We start from the raw sequence: 14,584 nt of genomic DNA on the forward strand, positions 1-14,584 counted from the left end.
CGCTGCGACCCGCTCGAGCAGGTCTGGGCGCCCGTGGATGCCACCGCGACGAACCCGTCGCTCGAGCGCCGCGCACCGCACGTCCCGGCCGCAAGTGGCCTGGCATCACTGTGCTCTGAACCAGCGAGGTGACGGCCGTTTCCGGCCTGTCCGGCATCCTGCGCCGCCATGTTGGCGGGTTCTCCGCGGGCATGAAGCGGGGCCTGGAATGGCGGACCACCAACACGATCGATGTGCTCGGCAGCGCTGACCACGTGGGCTGGTCGGCGGTGCCGGACAGACCCGGTACCCGAAGCCCGCGACGTCTCGGCAGGGCCTTCGCCACCGTGGGCCTGATGATGATCCCGTGGGTTCTCTATCTGTCGATGTCCTTGCCGAAGCAGGCGATGGATGGTCACTGGGCCCTGGACTGGGTCGTTCTGGACAGTTGCGAGGCACTGGCCTTGTTCGCCACCGGTCGATTCCTGAAGCGGGCGGATAACCGCTGCACGCTGACCGCCACAGCGGCCGCTGCGCTCTTCCTGACGGACGCCTGGTTCGACGTCACCGCGGCGACACCCGGGGGCGCGTTGGCTGTCGCGATCGTCATGGCCGTATGCGCCGAAATTCCCGTCGCCATCGTGTGCACCGTCTTGGCCTTACGGCTGATCCGCCACCCATTCCCGCAGTCCGAAACCACTGAACAGGAATCACCGTGAACGCCACTATCAGTCGGATGCCGAACCGTACCCACCCGACACGCCACACCAAGATCGCGGCGGCGGCCGGTGTCGCTGCTTTGACGGCGGGAGCCTTGTGGTTCACCGATCAGGCACCCTACCCATACGCGCAGCGTCGACTGCTCGATATTCAGCTTCCATTCCTGACCAAGACGGATCTGGACTCGATGCTCCAGCCGCGAGCAGGAGAACGCATCCTGGAACTGGGCCCGGGCACCGGCCTGCAAGCGTTGCACGTCGCACCACAGTTGGGCCCGAGCGGACGCCTGGACATCGTGGACATCCAGCAGGAAATGCTGGACCACGTCATGACACAGGCAGAGCGGGGTGACATCTCCACGATCCACCCGCACCGCGCGGACGCTCGTGAACTGCCCTTCGAGGACCACAGCTTCGACGCGGTCTATTTGGTCACCGCTCTTGGCGAGATCCCTGAACCGGAGCGAGTGCTGAGCGCGGCGACCCGCGTACTGAGGCCCGGCGGGCGATTGGTGGTGGGCGAGTTCTTCGACCGGCACTGGATCTCGTTCGGCCGCCTGCACCGGATGGCCGACCAGAACGGCCTGCACTTCACCGCGCGTCGTGGGCCCAGCTTGGCGTACATGGCCCGATTCCGCCCGTGCGGACGCACGGCGGCCACCAGAGGCTAGCTGCTGCAGCAGCCGACCAAGCGCCTGCTTCGGCGGATGCGCACCTTCGACACCAATCCGGGGATCAGCCACCAGTCCGTTCCGTGGCCCCGGATACGGGAGGATGGGGGGCATGCCGAACCGTCTCGCGGACGCGACCTCGCCGTACCTGCTGCAGCATGCCGAGAACCCGGTCGACTGGTGGCCCTGGGGGCCCGAGGCGTTCGAGGAGGCGGAGCGGCGTGGGGTGCCGGTACTGCTGAGTGTCGGGTACGCCGCCTGTCACTGGTGCCAGTGTACGTATAGAAGCAAGAGCCTCTGACCTGGCACGTTTCCAAGGAGTATTGGCGTGGACACGTACGATGAGCAGCTGGGTAGGGACATAGACGCCTGGGTCGAGGAGCAGCTGGCCGCCTCGCCCAAGTGGGCACCCGAGCGCTACGCCGCCATTCGGCAGCATTTGGAAGGCAGCGAACCCGCTGCCGCTGCTGACGAGTAAGGCGGCGGGACCGCAGATCGTGGCTCACGAGAGTGGTGCCGTGTGCGCGGGCCTACCAGTCGGCGCACACGGCATCGCTCTGGCCGACAAGGAAGATCAGGTGGGACGGGGTCAGTCTGTCCGGGGCCTCTCAGCCTGCCGCGAGGAGCTGCCCGCGGCTGCCGTCCCGGCGCCGGCCGTCTTCATCGCCTCAACCCACGAGCGGACTGCGTCACTGTTGACCTCCTCTACGGGATAGTCGCGGGTTCGCGCCACGGTGCGCGCGCCGGGCGACCAGTCGGTTGTCGCGACCAGCAAGCCCTTGGTTGCCCCATTCCACTTCACATCTGCGGCCAGGGCTTTGACGACGACCTTCTCGATCTTCCGTCGCTCTCTCTTGCACTGAATGATGACCAAAGTCGACGGATCGCGTTCAGCGCCGCTTTCCCAAACGCGGATGTCGACTCCATCGTCACCGCGCCCTGGGCCGAGTTCCACTTCAAACCCGGATCGGTGGAAGTGCTCAGCGATTAGAGCTTCAAACTTCCGCCAGTTGATAAATCCGATTTCCTCGTAGTTCGTGGCAAGGTAGTTGATGAAGCGCTGATCAATGAATCGTCCGGAGGAGGCCAGGGATGACTCGCTATTGAATAGCTCCGACAGGGTAAGGACGTCGGTCCATGCATTCTCTCTGAATCGCATGTAGTGATTGATCTTGGCTCGGTTTTCGACCTCGTCAAGGAGGGTGCTCATCACCTCCTTGATCCCGATCTCTTGGGCGGAGCAGAGGAGACTTCGGCGGTCGATTTTTCTGAGGTCAAGATCCCAAATGTAGGGGCGCCAGTCGTCAACGGACTCATAAGGGCCAAGGTCAGGGCTGCCAAGGGCCTTCCGAAGGAGAGTCACTGCCTCGATCGACTCCGGATATTCGCTGCACGATACTCTGGCGAAGCCTCTCGGCTGTGCGTGGGGGCCTCTCCGTAGGATTGACAAAGCGCGCGCCAGGGGCATCTGCGCCCGCCAGGCCCCAAGGGCTCCGAAATGGTCAAGTGCCGAATAGGCGAGACATTCCACCGTTTCGGCGCGGACCCGAAAAGGCTCGGTGGTGAGGGCGGGGAAGTAGTCAGCATAACTGCTGGCGTCTGCGGACTTTCGAAGGTCGGAATCCGATACGGCTAATCCGACACTGCGGCCTACGAGTTCGGTCAGCCAGTCGACCATGCTACGTCCGGTTGTGCTAAATGAACCCATGGGGCCCGCCGCTCAAGAGCGCGATGCGGGCTGGCATGGAGCAGTCCACAGCGCGGTCGCAAGTTGAGTCCAGCCGTGATCGGTCTTTGCGTCATTGTGAGCGTCAGCCGCGATCACGAAGCCGTGCTCCTCCAAGGCCCGCACCGCGGCTTTCCGGGGCAGAGCCGGCACTTCTTCGCCGTCGATGGCGATCAGGAAGCGGCCAGGGTCATCGGGATGGGCCACGACGAAGGCGTCAATCGGACCGAGGTCGGTTGGCCCAGCCACGGTTTCAGGGCCGGGGGCAACTACGTTCAGCGCCCATCGCCCGCGGAAGCCTGAGACTTCGGCACCGTAGAGCGTAGGCAGGCCGATGTGGCTGGGATGGACATCGGGCACGGAGTACTCCTCTCGTGGCTTCAACACCGCTCCGCCGACCGTAACGCAATGGTGCGACATGACTCGGCAGTCTCGGAGGGGCGATCGCCGGGCGGTCACCAGAGGCTCAGCGGTCGCCCTTCGGCAATCGCAGCCCGAATCCGCGCAGCGATTCCTGCTTCGGACTCGCCGCCCGCCAGGCCGGCGCGGATGGCGGCACCGATTGCGCGGGAGCGTCCGGCGGGGCCGCGCAGGTCCGCGAGGGGGCTGCCCGGGTCGCGCCGCCGGGCCACCCACTCGGCCCGGTTCTCCGCTGCCGTGCCCAGCCGCAGATGTGCCGGCTGCTGGCAGGAGTGGTTGTCGCAGGTATGGCAGACGGTCAGGTCGGTGCCCCAGGCCAGCCTCGGGATGACGCCGTGCGCGAGCTGGTACCCGTACAGGTGCGCCGGTACCGTGCCCCGCCGAGTCCGGCCAGGCCGCGAGGTCGCCCGGAAAGTGGCATGCCCGGTACTTGAGATCCCGCCGGTGAAGAACCAGCACCCCTTGGACGGCGCCCGGTAGACCTTCGCCCAGTACCGGGCCTGTACAGACTTGTCGACCAGCCACGCCGCCCACTCAACCGCCGCTATCCGTACGGGCGTCGGGTCGCCAAGGAGAGAGAGCTGCTCGTCAACGGGAGCGGGCCCGGAGCCCTTCACCGCAGCGCGCGGGAAGAGTCCGGGCCCGAGGTCGCCGCTCTCAGCCGGCATCGGCCAGGCCGCCGTCCGGCACGGAAGTCGGCGAAGAGGTAGAAGCTGCCGTGGCGGCGGCGCTGGCCTTCCTGGCACGGCGGACGGGACGCGGGCGCTCAGCACGGGCACGCAGCTCCTCGATCACCTCCTTCGCGCGAGCAGCGGTAACAGGCTTCGCCTCGCGTTCCAGCTCCTCCGCCGTCACGCCGAGCAGCCGCGCGACCAACTCGGCGTCATTGTTGAACAGCCGCAGGACAGCTGCGGCAGCCTCCCGCGCGGCGACCTCGGCGCTCTCCTTCGCCTTCGCCGCCGTCACCGCGGCCTCCCGCGTGGCCAGGGCGTTCGCCGCAGCAAACTCCCGCGTCCGTACCTTGACCTCCTCCACGGCGCGGACCCGCCGCTTCAACTCCGCCGCGCTCACCTTTGCTGTCGAAGTCGCGCTCATCCGTTCCCCATCGCCAGATCCGTACTCATCGCGCGCACCGTAAGCACGAGCCCGCGGCCACCTCAAATCCCGTTACCCGGAAGGAACTTCCAGGTTGTTGTGCCTCCGGCGGGTCCTCTCTCGGAGGGGTTGGGGGCGGGTTGGTTGGGTGCGGCGTGGGTGGTGGTTGGGGTTGTGGGGGGCGGGGTTCCCTCCTCGGTCGGCCACCCGTTGGGCGTACCAGGGCCCCGGGCAGGGTGTCCAGGCCGAGCCGCTGCGCGGTCGCTGCGCGAGCCTGGACACCCCACCCGGAACCCTGGTCCGGCAGGAGCTGTCCGACCGAGGAGGGAACCCCGCCCGGGGCCCGTTGTGGCCGGGTCCGGCCGGGCGGGTGCGGGTCGGCGCGGCGGGAAAAGGGCAGGTCAGTGGGGTTGGTTGGCTTGACCCGACCCTCAGAACATGGTTTAATTAGTGATGTCGAAAGGGGAGGGCAGCACCCCAGCCGGCCACCGGGCGAACCAATCGGCCGCCATCAACTCTCACCAGGAGAACGCAGTGACCCAGCAGGAGCACCCGAAGCTTGCCCAGATCCGAGCCCTCCTTGCGAAGGCCGAAGCGACCCAGTATCCGGAGGAGGCCGAGGCGCTGACCGCGAAGGCCGTCGAGTTCATGGCCAAGTACGGCGTTGACGAGGCACTCCTGAGCGACGGCCAGCCGTCGCGGGATGGACTCACGGACCGCTACTTCGACCTCCCCAACCCCTGGTCGATGTCCCGCGTCCGCCTCGTGGCCTTCATCGCAGAGGGTGTCGGCTGCCGGGCCGTCCACCAGGGGCACGAGGTGGCGGGCGGTGGCCGCCGAGTTCACGTCATCGGCTACGAGTCCGATGTCCAGCGGGCCGAGATCCTGTACACCTCGCTCGTGCTCCAGATGCTCAACGGATTGAACAAGCAGGTCGTGCCGTTCGGCGTGCGCAGCGCGAAGGCATGGCGCAACTCCTGGCAGCTCGGCTTCATCGAGCGCGTGGTCGAACGGTTGAAGGCGATCGAAGACGCCGCCAGAGCCGCAGCCAGCGGGGAGACGTCCGCCACCGGCCGCAGCGGCGAACTCGTGCTGGCTGACCGGGCGGCGGCGGTCCAGGCCGTGTACCGGAAGGCCCACCCGGATGCCCGGACCCAGCGCGGCACGTACACCGGAAGCGGATACGGCGACGGGGCCGCAGCAGGCAACCGTGCCGACATCGGCGGAACCCGCCGCATCGGAGCCGCATCCGCTGCATCGCTGGTCGCCTGATCCGCGCACCCCGCCGGGGCGGCGGCCCGCCGCCCCGGCCCCACCGCCGCGCGCCCCAAGGAGCCCCGCGTGTACATGGACTGGATCAGGTTCCACAAGACCGACGAGAGCGGCCACCACTACTTCCAGATCTACAGCGTCCCCCAGCAGTGGAACGCCGCCGCCCCGAAGGTTCCCGGCACCGGCCGCATCAGCGAAGCCGCCGCCCGCACCCTCGCCAGCGCCAGCCCGGCCGGGCGTCAGTGGCGCACCCCCTGCTACTGCACAGATTGCGCCATTGCCGCCAAGTCCGTTGAGGGCGCGGCACCTTGACCACCGCGACCGCCCAGGAGAGCGTCATGCCCCGGAAGCCCCGAGCCACCCCCGCCCGCATCCTCACCGCCGCCGCCGACCACATCGAGCGCGTCGGCCTGTACCAGGGTGACCACCTCTGGCAGCCCGGCCGGATGGGCGACACCGCCCCGTGCAACCTGCTGCACGCATGGGGGCGCGGAGTGCGCGCCGCCCGGCCCCGTTGGTCCCAGCGCGGCGAGGCGTGGGAGATCTTCCAGCGGGCCCTGTTCGATTCCCTGGTGGTGCTCAGCAATCAGGTCCACGGCCGCCCCGTGTCGCCCGTCCGGTGGCGGAGGCTGGGGTTTGCCGAAGACGCCTACCGTCGCACCCTTCTGTGGTGCTGGACTGACACCCCCGGCCGCACCACCGCCGAGGCCGCCGTCCTGCTCCGCTCCGCCGCCGCCCTCTACCGGAGTGACGCCGATCACACCGTCCCCGGTTGTCCCACCCTCCAGAACATGGTTTAATTAATGGTGTCGGAAGGGGGAGGGCAACACCCCCGACCGACACCCTCGCTGGGGCCGACCGGCCCCAGCGGAACCTCTCACCAGAAGGCAGTACGACGATGACCACCAAGACCCAGGCCGGCGTCCAGACCGCTCCCGCCCCGTGGCCGACCGTCACGACCGCCGAACTCCTCGCGCACCCCGGTAACGTCCGCGACGCCGAGGTCCCGGCCGATCTGCTGGCCGACGTGCAGGCCCACGGCGTCCAGGAGCCGCTGTACATCGTGAGCACCCACGGTGGGGTGCCCCAGATCATCGACGGGTTCCAGCGTTTGGCCGCCGCCGTCGCGGCAGGGCTGGAGGCCGTGCCGTTCACGCCCCGCCCGGTGATCCGGATCGACGCGCTCACCCCGCACCCGGCGAACGCCCGCGAGGATCTCGACATCAACGCGCGGTTCGTGGAGAGCTTCCGCATCGAGGGCTGCCGCATCCCCGTCAAGATCCAGCGACTTGAAGGCGGGACGATCCAGATCAACGACGGGCACCGCCGCTACTTCGGGTCGCAGGACGCGGGCCTCACCCACCTGCCGTACGAGTGGGAAGACGACGACCGCGACGCCGCCGGGCAGTTCCTCGACATGATCACCACCTCCGAGCAGCGCAAGAGCCTGACGGTGCGGGAGATGAACCAGGCCATGTTCAGCGCCGCCGAGGCGGGCGCGCAGGTCGGCCGTATCGCCAAGGCCGCAGGCGTGCGGCAGAAGGACGTGAAGGCGGTGGTCCGGGTGCACTCCAGCGAGAAGCTGAGCGAGGCCGTCAGCAGTGCGGGAGGCAGCTACGAGTGGACGTTTGACCACATGGCAGCCCTGGCCGAGTTCGCCGACGACGCCGACGAGTTCGCCGCGATCACCGAGGCCGCCACCGGCCGGTGGGCCGACGACCACGATGTGGAGTGGGCCATCACCAGGGCGCGGACCCGGCGCGAAAAGCGCGAGCGGGCTGCGACCCACCGCGCGGAGTTGGAAGCCGCCGGGCACAAGGTGCGGGACGCCGAGGAACTGTCCGACAGGGCAACCCCCGTCAGCAAGCTGAGCGGTGTCACGGACGAGGAGCACGCCGCCTGCAAGGGCCAGGTCTGGGCGATCGACGCGCAGCGGTCGGACCGGTACGAGCCGTACTGTGTCTCGCCCGTGCTGTACGGCCACGTCACCCCCGAGGCTGCCCAGACCAGCGCGAAGGACGCCGAATCGGAGTCCGGGCGTGCCGCCCTGGCTGCGACCAAGGCGGGGAACATCGACTGGGACGCCGCCGAGGTGATCCGCCGGAAGTGGCTCGCGGACCTGATCAAGTCGCGCACCCTCCCGAAGAACGCCACCAACGCCCTGATCGGCCACGTCAACGAGGCGCTTCTCAGCGGTACTTGGGGGATCAGCGACGACCTGAACAAGGGGCCCACCACCGAGATCCTGGCCAATCTCCTGGGCCTGAACGCCCAGCAGGCCAAGAGCCGCAGCACGTTCGCCCAGCACGTCGCCAAGGACCCCCGTAGGGCGCCTCAGCTCCAGTTCGCCGCCGTCGCCGCCGTCCGCGAGAAGTGCGCGACCCGGTCGGCGTGGCGGACCGACAGTCAGCAGGTCCCGGAGAGGCGGAAGCCCACGGCGGCGTGGTTCCGGGTGCTGGAGTCCCTGGGGTACCCGCTGACGCTCATCGAGCGTTCCGTGGCGGAGGAGAAGCCGTACGACCCGGCGAGGAGGGAGCCCCGCGCCTCCCTCCTCGGCGGAGGTGAGCCGGAGGCCGAGCCGGACGCGAAGCAGGACGACGAGGAGCCGGAGGCCGAACCGACCGAGGACGAGGGCGAAGGCGAGCAGGCCGCCCAGGACGACGCCCAGCCGGAACAGGCCGTCGAGGCCGAGCGGGCCGACACGGAGCCCGAGGGTGCGGAGCCGGGGGCCGCGACCGAGCCGGACGCCCCGCAGGCGGCCGAGGAACCGACGACCGACACCGAAACCGCCTGATCCTCCCCGCCGATCCGACGCCGGGGGCGGGAACACCGCCCCGCCCCCGGCCACCCCAGGAGCCCCACCGTGACCCGTGCAGCCACCCTCTCCGCGACCTACGCCGACGACTACTGCTGCGGATACGCCGCCGCCCCCGCCGAGCCCAACCCCGGCGTTGCCGCCGATCTCATGCAGGCCCGCGCCATCGCGGGCGGACTCGCGGAGTTCGGCATCGGGTCCGCCCGCTGGTCGGCCGCCTACGACCGTGAGGCCGCCGCCGTCGTCCTGCGCGTGGACACCCCGCGCGGACTGTACGCGCTCGTCATCCCCCGGCCCGGCCAGCCGTTCCCCGTCCGCCACCACGGCGAGCGCATCGGGGCCCTGGACAGCCGCCGCACCTACGGCACCGCCGACAGCTACACCGCCGCACTGTTCGCCGCCTTCCTGCGCGACCGCGCCGCACTCGACATCCCCGGCCGGGATGTTTGCCCTACCTCTCAAAACATGGTTTAATTAGGGGTGTCGGAGGGGGAGGGCAACACCCCCTCCGACACCACGGGCCGCCAGCCGGCCCGGACCCGACCCCGGCCGCACGCGGAGGGCAACCCGCCCGGCCGGGGCCCGATCTCTCTCACCAGCAGGAGCACCCACGATGACCAGCGCAGCCATGCGGTTTTCCGTCCCCGCAACCGCCGAGTCCCGCGTCCGCCAGCTCGTTGAGGCCACCAACGCCCGCGCCGCCGTCCACCGCCTCAGCCCGTACACGCTCGACATCTCCGCGCAGTTCCTCGCGGACTACCGCGACGCGGACGGCCGCGTGATCGGCAAGCGCCCCACCGTCACCGTGACCATCTCCGGCGACCTCCCCCGCCACCAGGGCTGGACCGTCATCGCCCGCCTGGACCACGACGAGGAGGGCGAGACGATCACCAGCCTGTTCCCGGGCCTGCCCGAGCGGGACGCCGAGGCCGCGCGCCAGCACCGCGCCACCGAGGGGTTCTGCCAGGGGTGTTCCGTCGCCCGGCACCGCACCGCCACCTATCTCGCCCGCCACGAGAACGGCGAGATCAAGCAGTTGGGCACCACGTGCGTCGAGCCGTACACCGGCCTGCCGATCAAGGGTCTTGAGGCACTGTGGCGTCTCGGGACGATCAAGGACTCCGATTGGGACGGCGACGAGGGCGGCGTCCCGGCCGACCTGCGCGTGCCGGTGGACGAGGTGCTCCGGGTGGCCGCCGCCGTCGTCACCCAGGACGGCCGCTTCTACAGCCGCTCCGAGCAGTGGAAGAACCGCATACCCACCGCCGATTCGGTGGACGCCTACTTCTTCGACCGCAAGGCCCCGCAGGAGTGGCGGGCCGGAATCGACGCCGAGCCCGACGCGGCCAGCACCGCCGCCGCCGTCCGCGCGTGGGCCCTCCAGGGGTACGGCAGCCTCTCCGAGTACCGCCACAAGGTGGGCCAGCTGGCCAAGGGCGAGACCGTCGCCCCCCGCCACCTGCCGACGCTGGTGTCCGCCGTCGCCGGGTGGCACCGCGACCAGGAGAAGGCGGTCATCGAGCGGGCCGCCCAGAACAGCAAGCCGCAGGGCACCAAGGGCGAGCGGCTCACCGTCCCCGCCACCGTCACCACCGTGATCGAGCTGGAGGATCGGCACTACGGCTACCACGCCCAGCGCCGCCGACTGATCAAGTTCCAGGACCGGCAGGGGAACGTGTTCGTCTGGTTCAGCAGCGCGGCCACCGTCCCGGACAAGGGCGACGAGGTCGAGCTGACCGGCACCGTCAAGGAGCACAGCGTCTACGGCGAGACCGCGCAGACCGTGCTCACCCGGTGCCGCGTCACCGAGCGCGAACCGGTCGCCGCCTAGGAAGCCCGGCCGGGCGGAGACCACCGCCCGGCCGCCCCGGCCGCCCCGGCCGCCGGGGGCGTGGGGGAGGGCGGCATCGAGCCGCCCACCCCCACGCTCGCCCACCGCCCGCCAGGGTGACCCCGTCCGGCGGTCGGCCCACCTTGCGGCCCCGACCGAAAGGGCGTCCCTGCGGGACGGCTCAGCCCGGCCCGGCTCGCAGCCGGCCGGGACGTCCGGGCCGCAGGCGGCCCTCCCGTCCCACCCGGACGCCGGGCCAACGGGCGTGCCCTGCGGGCACGACAGCACTCTTCATCGCGCTCCGCGCGACCACGGCGGCAGCCCGACAACGGGGGCGCCGCCCGCCCCCGACCGCACCACCGAACCCACCGAGGACCACCCATGCCCGAGCCCGTGCGCGCCGCCGCCCCGTTCGGAGACCCCTCGCCGCAGACCTGCCTGCAAGTCGCCGGGGAAGCCGCCCTGCTGGCCGTCATCGCCGCAGACGACGCCATGGCCGCCGTCTGCCGAAGCCGCTCCGGGGCCGCGCGGTTGGAGGTGGCCATGCACGCGGCCCACCAGGAAGCCGTCGAAGCCGCCCGGCACGCCGACCGTGCCGAGAGGTACGCCGACGACCCCGAGATGCCCGCCAGCGCGCTCGCCTACTGCGCCCGCCAAGCCGTCCACCACGCCGTGCTCGCCCAAGCCGCCGCCGGAGTCGAGACCACGGCCGCCGGCCTGCGCGCCGAACTGGACCGAGTCCTCACCCCCGCGGAACTGGCCGAGCGCGAGAGCGCCCGCCGTCGGGAGGAGGCCCAGCGCGAAGCCGAACAGCAGGCCGCCACCGGCATGGACCGCCAGAACCGGGAGCAAGCCGCCTCGAACCTCTACCTCGCCGAGCGCCACGTCGCCGAACTCGGCTGGGCGACCGGCCACCTGCTGGTGATGGAGGCCGCCGCGACCGGCCGCCTGTACTGGCGAGGTGGCTGTGCTCGGCTCGCGGTGCGGCACGGCGAGTGGACCGGCGGGCGCCGGATCAGCCAGGAGAGGACGCAGGCACTGCTGACCGCCAAGTTCCTCACCACCGCCCAGCAGAGCGACGGCACCCACGCACTCACCCCAAGCCCGATGGGCCACGTCGCCCTGGAACTCGCCCGACTGCACCAGGACGGACTGCACGCCACCTACCACGCCGCCTACGAAGCACGGTTCGCCCGGGTCCGCCGCCGCCACAAGCGCCGCGACGACCAGAAAGCCGCCGCCCGCCGCCTGCCCCCGCTCGACCCCAGCGCGCAGAAGCTCTACCAGAAGCCGGTCACCATCGCCGAACAGCAGGCGTTCGCCAGCCAACAGACACCCGTCGACCCCGTACAGACCAGCCCACCGGCAACCGGTGCCGGACCTCTCCCTGCCGCCAACTCGCCGCAGCCGGCACCCGCCCCGACCACGACCCCGAGAACTCCTGCACCTGCTCCACAGAAGCCCCGACGCGCCCTGCGGCGGGCCCGGCCGATCCCCGTCTCCCCGCTCCAGCCCGCCCTGTGGTGACACTCCGGAGCACGGTTGTTGTGCCTCCGGCGGGTCCTCTCTCGGAGGGGTTGGGGGCGGGTTGGTTGGGTGCGGCGTGGGTGGTGGTTGGGGTTGTGGGGGGCGGGGTTCCCTCCTCGGTCGGCCACCCGTTGGGCGTACCAGGGCCCCGGGCAGGGTGTCCAGGCCGAGCCGCTGCGCGGTCGCTGCGCGAGCCTGGACACCCCACCCGGAACCCTGGTCCGGCAGGAGCTGTCCGACCGAGGAGGGAACCCCGCCCGGGGCCCGTTGTGGCCGGGTCCGGCCGGGCGGGTGCGGGTCGGCGCGGCGGGAAAAGGGCAGGTCAGTGGGGTTGGTTGGCTTGACCCGACCCTCAGAACATGGTTTAATTAGTCATGTCGGAAGGGGAGGGCAACACCCCAGCCGACCACCGGAGGCCGACCGGCCCCGGAGCTCACTCTCACCAGGAGAACCCAGATGACCCCGCCGCCCACCGTCGCCGACCTCGCCCACCCGATCGCCCTCGCGCTCGGCGGGAACTGGCGACCGCAGCAGGTACTCCACGGCGTCCAGGAGCTGGCCCACGCCGCCAACCTCACCCACCTCGACGGCCGACGGCTCCACCTCTCCGAGCGCTACGACGACCCCGGCCACCTCCACATCCGGGGCGCGTTCCCCGCCACTGACTACCCGTTCCGCAGCGGCGAGCGCGACAGCGTCCGCGTCTCCATGGACGAAGACCCCGCGCGGATCGCGGCCCTGATCTCGAACCACCTCATCCCCACGCACCGCACCGTTCACCAGCTCGTGAACGACTACAACAGCGAACAGGCCGCGATGTGCCGCCGCACCGAAGAGGCCGCCCGCGAAATCGCCGCCCGCCTCCCCGGAGCCCGGACCCGGATCGACGGGACGAGCGCCTACATCCGCATGAACCTTGAGCCCGGAGATGTCCGAATCGGACTTGAAGGGGGTTCGGTGAACATCGTTCTCCAAGACGCACCCCTGATCATCGCCGACGCGGTCGTATTCGCGGTCAGCCGATTCCTGCCCGACATCCAGACGCCCGAGGACGAGCGCGGCCAGCAGGCCGACGAATTCGACCTCTGATCTCCCCGAGAATTCCGGCGGCGCGCTCCCGGAGCGCGCCGCCCACCCAGCCCCAGAAAGGCCGCAATGAGCGCCGACCTGTTCGTCATCCGCCCGCAATGGGCCGTGCAGGCCCCGCACCTCCGGTGCACCCTGAGAAGGGCCCTTGCCGCCCAGCCCGAACAAAAGGTGTGGTCCGGTACGGAGCACATCAACAATGCCGGTGCAATGGCCGACGGCGGGGAACTTTCCGATTCCGGCCCGTGGCACCTTGGCCACTCCCAGCTCCGCACGCTCAAAATCGCCATCGAATGGCGCAGGGCCAAGCGCGAGGCCAGCGACCAGAAGACCGCCCCGGATATCCTCGAACACTGGACAGAAATTGAGGACGAGGTCATAGCGGCATACCGAAATTCTTGCCACGCGGAAGGGCTGCACTGGATGTGAGGGCTTGCCGAACCCTCAAGAACGTGGTTTAATTAGTTATGTCGGAAGGGGAGGGCAACACCACCGACCGACATCCACCGGCCAGCCGGCCGAGGATCGCAATTTCTCACCAGGGAGACCAGGGAATGCCCAGCAAGCCGAAGATGACCGACGATGAGCGCCGCGCCTACAGTGCCCGGATGCGCGGCGAACTCGAAGGCGTGATGGACCGCGCGTACGGCGCGATGGTCGCTGACGAAGGGTTCTGGGCCGCCGTCATGCGCACGGCCGCGACCCTGGCCGACCGCAGCCCCGTCAACTGCATCGCCATCGCCGCCCAGTGCCCGCACGCCACCCGCGTCCTCAGCTCCGGCGACTGGCGCAAGGCCGGGCGGTTCCCGGTCAAGGGGTCCACCTCCGTGCGCATCTGGACCCCGATCCGGCGGCGGACCGACGACGCCCAGGCCGCCGCCGAGGCCGGGCCCCGGGAAGCCGCCGACGTCGCCGAGGGGGAGGGCCGCCGGGTCTCCGGTTTCAAGGCCGGGCCGGTGTTCGACATCAGCCAGACGGACGGCGACGCCTACGAGGAGCCCGCCGCCGCCGTGCTCGCCGCCGAGGTCGTCCGGGATACCCTGCTCACCCAGTACCGCGACTGGTACCACGAGGACCCCGAGCAGGCCGGAGGGTTCGACTTCGCCCGCGAGGCCCCCGACGCCGCCGCCCGCATCCTGCTGTACGGCCACGCATGGCGACGCATCACCGAGGCGGACGCCCCGCTCCCCGGCCAGCACCTCGCCGAGGTCGCCTCAGCCGCCCACGCCGCCGCCCTGATCCTCGGAATCGCCCCCGGACCGGCCGTCATGCCCCCGCTCGCGGGCATCATCACCCAGGACAGGAAGCCCCCCGTGCATGAGTCCGCCGTCCGCGTCATCGAGACCGGCCGCGCCATCGCCCAGGCCGTCACCGCCGCCGCCGAGCACCGCCGCGAACTCGCCCCGGCCGGTTGACCCAGACCTAGAAACATGGTTTAATTAG

At 70.1% G+C, this 14,584-nt stretch carries 17 protein-coding genes and 1 pseudogene; 14 read left to right on the forward strand and 4 right to left on the reverse strand.

The features are described 5' to 3' along the window. Nucleotides 1-128: 128 nt before the first annotated feature. The 4 genes and pseudogenes from BG452_RS06210 (at nucleotide 129) to BG452_RS06225 (ending at nucleotide 1,847) form a co-directional block, all read left to right on the forward strand. Nucleotides 129-698, forward strand: a complete 570-nt coding sequence (locus tag BG452_RS06210; RefSeq protein WP_223241827.1) for a hypothetical protein — start codon at nucleotides 129-131, stop codon at nucleotides 696-698. Next, nucleotides 695-1,369 (forward strand): class I SAM-dependent methyltransferase, encoded by a 675-nt coding sequence (locus tag BG452_RS06215; RefSeq protein WP_317620923.1) that lies wholly within the window; start codon nucleotides 695-697, stop codon nucleotides 1,367-1,369. The genes BG452_RS06210 and BG452_RS06215 overlap by 4 nt, the downstream gene beginning before the upstream one ends. Nucleotides 1,370-1,481: 112 nt before the next feature. Continuing rightward, a pseudogene (locus BG452_RS06220) lies at nucleotides 1,482-1,640 on the forward strand (DUF255 domain-containing protein); the annotation flags it as partial. A gap of 57 nt (nucleotides 1,641-1,697) precedes the next feature. Then, entirely contained in the window at nucleotides 1,698-1,847 is a 150-nt protein-coding gene (locus BG452_RS06225; protein WP_188303151.1) for a hypothetical protein, read from the forward strand. A gap of 111 nt (nucleotides 1,848-1,958) precedes the next feature. Here BG452_RS06225 and BG452_RS06230 read toward each other — a convergent pair whose 3' ends face one another. The 4 genes from BG452_RS06230 to BG452_RS06245 form a co-directional block, all read right to left on the reverse strand. Next, complete coding sequence (locus BG452_RS06230; RefSeq protein ID WP_188303152.1) at nucleotides 1,959-3,047, reverse strand: restriction endonuclease; 1,089 nt, start codon at nucleotides 3,045-3,047, stop codon at nucleotides 1,959-1,961. Nucleotides 3,048-3,089: 42 nt separating this feature from the next. Continuing rightward, the gene (locus tag BG452_RS06235) at nucleotides 3,090-3,455 is read right to left on the reverse strand and encodes a hypothetical protein (protein WP_188303153.1); all 366 of its coding nucleotides are present in this window, start codon (nucleotides 3,453-3,455) and stop codon (nucleotides 3,090-3,092) included. A gap of 95 nt (nucleotides 3,456-3,550) precedes the next feature. Continuing rightward, complete coding sequence (locus BG452_RS06240) at nucleotides 3,551-4,183, reverse strand: HNH endonuclease (protein WP_188303154.1); 633 nt, start codon at nucleotides 4,181-4,183, stop codon at nucleotides 3,551-3,553. Next, nucleotides 4,173-4,610 carry a hypothetical protein gene (locus BG452_RS06245; RefSeq protein ID WP_188303155.1) on the reverse strand — a complete coding sequence of 146 codons (438 nt, stop codon included), beginning with the start codon at nucleotides 4,608-4,610 and terminating at the stop codon, nucleotides 4,173-4,175. The genes BG452_RS06240 and BG452_RS06245 overlap by 11 nt, the downstream gene beginning before the upstream one ends. Before the next feature lie 534 nt (nucleotides 4,611-5,144). Between BG452_RS06245 and BG452_RS06250 the strand changes: the two genes are divergently transcribed. The 10 genes from BG452_RS06250 (at nucleotide 5,145) to BG452_RS06295 (ending at nucleotide 14,556) form a co-directional block, all read left to right on the forward strand. Beyond that, entirely contained in the window at nucleotides 5,145-5,882 is a 738-nt protein-coding gene (locus tag BG452_RS06250) for a DUF2786 domain-containing protein (RefSeq protein WP_188303156.1), read from the forward strand. Between the two features lie 75 nt (nucleotides 5,883-5,957). Then, nucleotides 5,958-6,194: a hypothetical protein gene (locus tag BG452_RS06255; protein WP_188303157.1), complete on the forward strand. Its 237-nt coding sequence runs from the start codon at nucleotides 5,958-5,960 to the stop codon at nucleotides 6,192-6,194. Nucleotides 6,195-6,220: 26 nt separating this feature from the next. Next, nucleotides 6,221-6,682: a DUF6197 family protein gene (locus tag BG452_RS06260; RefSeq protein WP_188303158.1), complete on the forward strand. Its 462-nt coding sequence runs from the start codon at nucleotides 6,221-6,223 to the stop codon at nucleotides 6,680-6,682. A 98-nt stretch (nucleotides 6,683-6,780) separates the two neighbouring features. Beyond that, nucleotides 6,781-8,676 (forward strand): ParB/RepB/Spo0J family partition protein, encoded by a 1,896-nt coding sequence (locus BG452_RS06265; RefSeq protein WP_188303159.1) that lies wholly within the window; start codon nucleotides 6,781-6,783, stop codon nucleotides 8,674-8,676. 69 nt (nucleotides 8,677-8,745) lie between these two features. Then, on the forward strand, nucleotides 8,746-9,171 hold the full coding sequence (locus BG452_RS06270) for a hypothetical protein (RefSeq protein ID WP_188303160.1): 426 nt from the start codon (nucleotides 8,746-8,748) through the stop codon (nucleotides 9,169-9,171). Nucleotides 9,172-9,310: 139 nt separating this feature from the next. Next, nucleotides 9,311-10,528 (forward strand): hypothetical protein, encoded by a 1,218-nt coding sequence (locus BG452_RS06275; RefSeq protein ID WP_223241829.1) that lies wholly within the window; start codon nucleotides 9,311-9,313, stop codon nucleotides 10,526-10,528. Between the two features lie 381 nt (nucleotides 10,529-10,909). Further along, entirely contained in the window at nucleotides 10,910-12,055 is a 1,146-nt protein-coding gene (locus BG452_RS06280; protein ID WP_188303161.1) for a hypothetical protein, read from the forward strand. A 456-nt stretch (nucleotides 12,056-12,511) separates the two neighbouring features. Further along, the gene (locus BG452_RS06285; RefSeq protein WP_188303162.1) at nucleotides 12,512-13,144 is read left to right on the forward strand and encodes a hypothetical protein; all 633 of its coding nucleotides are present in this window, start codon (nucleotides 12,512-12,514) and stop codon (nucleotides 13,142-13,144) included. A gap of 66 nt (nucleotides 13,145-13,210) precedes the next feature. Continuing rightward, nucleotides 13,211-13,570, forward strand: a complete 360-nt coding sequence (locus BG452_RS06290; protein WP_188303163.1) for a hypothetical protein — start codon at nucleotides 13,211-13,213, stop codon at nucleotides 13,568-13,570. A 125-nt stretch (nucleotides 13,571-13,695) separates the two neighbouring features. Then, a complete protein-coding gene (locus tag BG452_RS06295; protein WP_188303164.1) occupies nucleotides 13,696-14,556 on the forward strand; it encodes a hypothetical protein in 861 nt (286 codons plus the stop codon). The last annotated feature ends 28 nt before the right edge of the window (nucleotides 14,557-14,584 follow it).

This window comes from Streptomyces sp. CBMA123, from assembly GCF_014596465.1.
Taxonomy (GTDB): domain Bacteria; phylum Actinomycetota; class Actinomycetes; order Streptomycetales; family Streptomycetaceae; genus Kitasatospora.

Bases quoted from the DNA above. Each gene is read 5' to 3' on its own strand.
- BG452_RS06255 (WP_188303157.1), top strand. From the start codon at position 5,958: ATGGACTGGATCAGGTTCCACAAGACCGACGAGAGCGGCCACCACTAC.
- BG452_RS06290 (WP_188303163.1), top strand. From the start codon at position 13,211: ATGAGCGCCGACCTGTTCGTCATCCGCCCGCAATGGGCCGTGCAGGCC.
- BG452_RS06245 (WP_188303155.1), bottom strand. From the start codon at position 4,610: ATGAGCGCGACTTCGACAGCAAAGGTGAGCGCGGCGGAGTTGAAGCGG.
- BG452_RS06280 (WP_188303161.1), top strand. From the start codon at position 10,910: ATGCCCGAGCCCGTGCGCGCCGCCGCCCCGTTCGGAGACCCCTCGCCG.
- BG452_RS06285 (WP_188303162.1), top strand. From the start codon at position 12,512: ATGACCCCGCCGCCCACCGTCGCCGACCTCGCCCACCCGATCGCCCTC.
- BG452_RS06265 (WP_188303159.1), top strand. From the start codon at position 6,781: ATGACCACCAAGACCCAGGCCGGCGTCCAGACCGCTCCCGCCCCGTGG.
- BG452_RS06275 (WP_223241829.1), top strand. From the start codon at position 9,311: ATGACCAGCGCAGCCATGCGGTTTTCCGTCCCCGCAACCGCCGAGTCC.
- BG452_RS06295 (WP_188303164.1), top strand. From the start codon at position 13,696: ATGCCCAGCAAGCCGAAGATGACCGACGATGAGCGCCGCGCCTACAGT.
- BG452_RS06260 (WP_188303158.1), top strand. From the start codon at position 6,221: ATGCCCCGGAAGCCCCGAGCCACCCCCGCCCGCATCCTCACCGCCGCC.
- BG452_RS06230 (WP_188303152.1), bottom strand. From the start codon at position 3,047: ATGGTCGACTGGCTGACCGAACTCGTAGGCCGCAGTGTCGGATTAGCC.
- BG452_RS06240 (WP_188303154.1), bottom strand. From the start codon at position 4,183: ATGCCGGCTGAGAGCGGCGACCTCGGGCCCGGACTCTTCCCGCGCGCT.